The organism is Nocardioides sp. (assembly GCF_034670285.1).
GTDB lineage: Bacteria > Actinomycetota > Actinomycetes > Propionibacteriales > Nocardioidaceae > Nocardioides.
This window is the reverse complement of sequence record NZ_JAXMNS010000384.1, coordinates 1-3610: the sequence shown is the minus strand read 5'-3', so window position 1 is coordinate 3610 and position 3610 is coordinate 1. Positions and strand designations below refer to the sequence as shown.

Below are 3610 nucleotides of genomic sequence, written 5' to 3'. Positions count from 1 at the left end.
GCGGGGTCGCGTTCCTCGCCCCGTCGGAGCCGGGCACCAGTCCTGGGCGCGCCTACCTCCTGACCCACGAGCAGTTCAGCGACGTGGTCGCCCAGGAGATGCACCGCCCGCCCGGCACCGACCTCGATCTCGCTGTCCTCGGCGGGCACCGGTCGTGGGCGTACGGCGAGGGCCGCTACGAGACCCTGCACGTCGTCGACGCGATCGACGACGTGCCCGTCGTCACCTTCACCGCCCCCGCGTCGGCTCCGCTCGACTACCGCGCGCCGACGGCGGCGTACGTGCGAGTGATGGGTCGAGGCCTCCTCGCCAGCCACGGCTGGACGGCGTCGCAGGCCGCCGAGCACCTGCTCACCTGTCGCGGCATCGGACCCGACTGGACGGCGTCCGCCCTCGCCGCTGCGATCGAGGCCGACGCGTAAATCGGTTGCGTCACCCCGCGCGCTCCCCCAGGCTGGTCACAGACATCGGACCAGCCGGTGCGCCTCGAGAGGAGCTGACATGTCCATGACTGTCCCCGGCCTGCCCGCCGACCACCTCCTTCACGAAACGAGCACCACCACCGATGTCCTCACCGGAGCACACCCCTGACCTCCTGACCGAGTCAGACTTCTCCTTCGACTACACCCCCTACGACGACCTCGACGACCACCAGCGCTGGTCGACCTGGCTCGACGTCGAGCCGCTCTGCCGCGGCCCGCAGCCCCGGCCCGACTGGGTCGTGACCTCCCAGGGAGCGATCGACACCGAGCTGGGGATCCTCAAGACCGGCAAGGAAGCCGACGTCTTCCTGCTCGAGCGCGCCGACCCCCTCGACCCCGCGGGCGGAGTCGTGATGGCCGCGAAGCGCTACCGCTCCCCCGAGCACCGCACGTTCCACCGCTCGGCCAGCTATACCGAGGGCCGGTCGATGAAGCGCTCACGCGACGAGCGCGCCGTGAAGCGCAAGTCGACCTTCGGCCGGCTCGTCGCCGCCGGCGAGTGGGCGGTCTCGGAGTGGGACGCCCTGCGGCGGTTCACCGAGCTCGGCCTGCCGGTCCCCTACCCGGTGCAGATCGACGGCACCGAGCTGCTGATGGAGTGGATCACCCACGACGGCGAGACGGCGCCCCGGCTGGCACAGACCCGGCCGGAGCCGGCCCTGCTGGCGTCGTACTTCGACCAGCTGCGCGAGGCGATGGCCACCATGGCGCAGGCCGGGATCGTGCACGGCGACCTGTCGGCCTACAACATCCTCGCCGTCGGCGAGCGGCTGGTGATCATCGACCTGCCACAGGTCGTCGACCTCGTCGGCAACCTCAACGGCATGGACTTCCTGATGCGCGACTGCACCAACATCTGCGCCTGGTTCCGGCAGAAGGGATTGGCTTCGGTCGACGAGCACGACCTCTTCGGCGACCTGGTGGCACACGCGTTCTGACACAGCTCCAACAGGCCGCCCTGGCTAGGGTGGCGCGGTGAAGCGCACACACGGACGAGTCGTCAGGGTCGACACGCTCGAGGACCTCGATCGACGCCTCGAGGCCGGGACGTCGTCCCTGCGGGCCTGGCGGGTGCACGGCCTCGACCTGCGCGGGCGGGGAGCGAACCTCCTTGCCCGCGACGTCTCCGGGGCGACGTTCCTCGGCTGTCGCTTCGACAACGGCTACGCCGACCACCTGGAGGCCGGCGGCGCCCTGGTGCTCCCCGAGATCGGGGCGTCGCCGCTGGAGGTCTACCGCCCCGGTCTCTACTCCCCCGACGAGCTGTTCGACACCCCGCGCTACGCCGACTCCCTCGACGCCCGCGCCTACTCCTGGACCCAGCGCAGCGCTGGTCGCGACGACCTGCTCGCCGCGGCGCTGCACGACCACGCGATCGACGAGGCGCTGGCGACGTGGGTGCGCGGCCGCCACCTGGTCGGCGTGATGGGCGGCCACGCCCTTCGGCGCGGCAGCGAGGGGTATGCCGACGCCGCTCGGCTCGGCGCCCTGCTGGGGGCCTCGCGCACCGTGGCGACCGGTGGCGGGCCCGGCGCGATGGAGGCAGCCAACCTCGGCGCCCGACTGTCCGCGGCACCCGCCGAGGCCTTGACCGAAGCGCTCGAGGTCCTGGCGCGGACGCCGTCGTTCGTCCCCTCGATCGACGCTTGGGTGTCGACCGGGCGCCAGGCGGCGGCCCAGGTGTCGCCGCAGGACACCCTCGGCATCCCGACCTGGCACTACGGTCACGAGCCGCCCAACGTGTTCGCCACCGCGATCGCCAAGTTCGTGGACAACGCGCAGCGCGAGGCGATCCTGCTCGAGATCTGCGACGCCGGGATCGTCTTCCTCCCCGGGGCAGGTGGCACCGTGCAGGAGATCTTCCAGGACGCGTGCGAGAACTACTACGCCGACGAGGTCTCGGCTGCCCCGATGGTGCTGGTGGGCCGGACCTACTGGACCGACACGCTGCCGGTCTGGCCTCTCCTCCAGGCGCTGGCCCGCGGCCGGGTGATGGAGTCGATGGTGCACCTCGTCGACACGCCCGAGGAGGCCGCGGCACTCGTCGAGCAGCACGGCTCAGCCGACTGAGCGCAACCCCTCGGCACGCCGCGCACCGACCACGTCGCGGTAGTGGTCGACCAGCGCCCGGTTGACCGACGCCCACGACCGGTCCTCGACGCTGCGTCGTGCATCGAGGCCCATCCGGCGACGAGCGGCCGGGTCTGTGGCCAGCCGGTCGACGTACGACGCCAGCTCGGCGGCGTCCCCCGGCTCGTAGAGGTAGCCCGCTACGGTGTCGTCGACGACGTCGATCGGCCCGCCCGCGCGTGGGGCGACCACGGGCACGCCCGCGGCGAGCGCCTCTTGGGCGGACTGGCAGTAGGTCTCGTGGCGGCCCGTGTGCACGAAGACGTCGAGCGAGGCGTACGCGGCCCCGAGCTCGGCGCCGTGCAGCAGACCGAGGAACGTCGCTCTTGGCAGCTGGGTGCGAAGCCGCTGCTCCTCCGGCCCCGCCCCGACGAGGACGACGCTGTAGCGCGGGTCGGCATCGAGCACCCGCAGCAGGTCGAGCTCCTTCTCCGGCGCCAGGCGGCCGACGTAGCCGACCAGCAGCCTTCCGTCGGGCGCCAGCCGTGCACGCAGCGACTCGTCGCGGTGGCGGGGGTGGAACTGCTCGAGATCGACCCCGCGAGGCCACAGGGCCGTGTCAGGGATCTCCAGCTCGCGCAGCTGCGCGAGGCTCGCTGAGGACGGCGCGAGGGTGCGGTCGACCCTGGTGTGGATGCGCCGGGTCAGCGCTGCCATCGCGCGAGCACCCCCGGGCACCTCGTAGCGCTCGGCGAACCCGACGAGGTCGGTCTGGTAGATCGCGACCGTGGGGATGCCGAGCTCGGCGGCCGCCTTGGCGGCCTGGTAGCCCAGCGTGGCCGGCGAGGCGATGTGGACGACGTCCGGCCGGAAGCGCAGCATGGCGCGGCGCAGACGACGGCGGGTCTCCAACCCGACCTTGAAGTCCTTGTAGAACGGCAGGGAGGCACCACGGGCCTGGCGCACCCTGAATCCCGCATAGGTCTCGGGCCCCGTCGGGGCGACCAGCTCTGCGTGGTGTCCCTCGGCGGCGAGGTGCTCCAACACCCGGCGCACGG

3 protein-coding genes and 1 pseudogene are annotated in these 3610 nt (G+C 72.2%); 3 read left to right on the top strand and 1 reads right to left on the bottom strand.

Annotated elements, in window-relative coordinates; genetic code table 11:
* The 3 genes and pseudogenes from VOI19_RS16290 to VOI19_RS16280 all read left to right on the top strand — a co-directional run.
* Nucleotides 1-422, top strand: a pseudogene (locus VOI19_RS16290) (histone deacetylase); the annotation flags it as partial.
* A 143-nt stretch (nt 423-565) separates the two neighbouring features.
* A complete protein-coding gene (locus VOI19_RS16285) occupies nt 566-1420 on the top strand; it encodes a serine protein kinase RIO (protein WP_323794015.1) in 855 nt (284 codons plus the stop codon).
* A 37-nt stretch (nt 1421-1457) separates the two neighbouring features.
* Complete coding sequence (locus tag VOI19_RS16280; protein ID WP_323794014.1) at nt 1458-2552, top strand: LOG family protein; 1095 nt, start codon at nt 1458-1460, stop codon at nt 2550-2552.
* On the opposite strand, the gene VOI19_RS16275 is transcribed toward VOI19_RS16280, so the two are convergent.
* Nucleotides 2541-3610, bottom strand: a 1070-nt coding sequence (locus tag VOI19_RS16275) for a glycosyltransferase family 1 protein (protein ID WP_323794013.1), incomplete at its 5' end; no start/stop codon positions are given. The genes VOI19_RS16280 and VOI19_RS16275 overlap by 12 nt on opposite strands.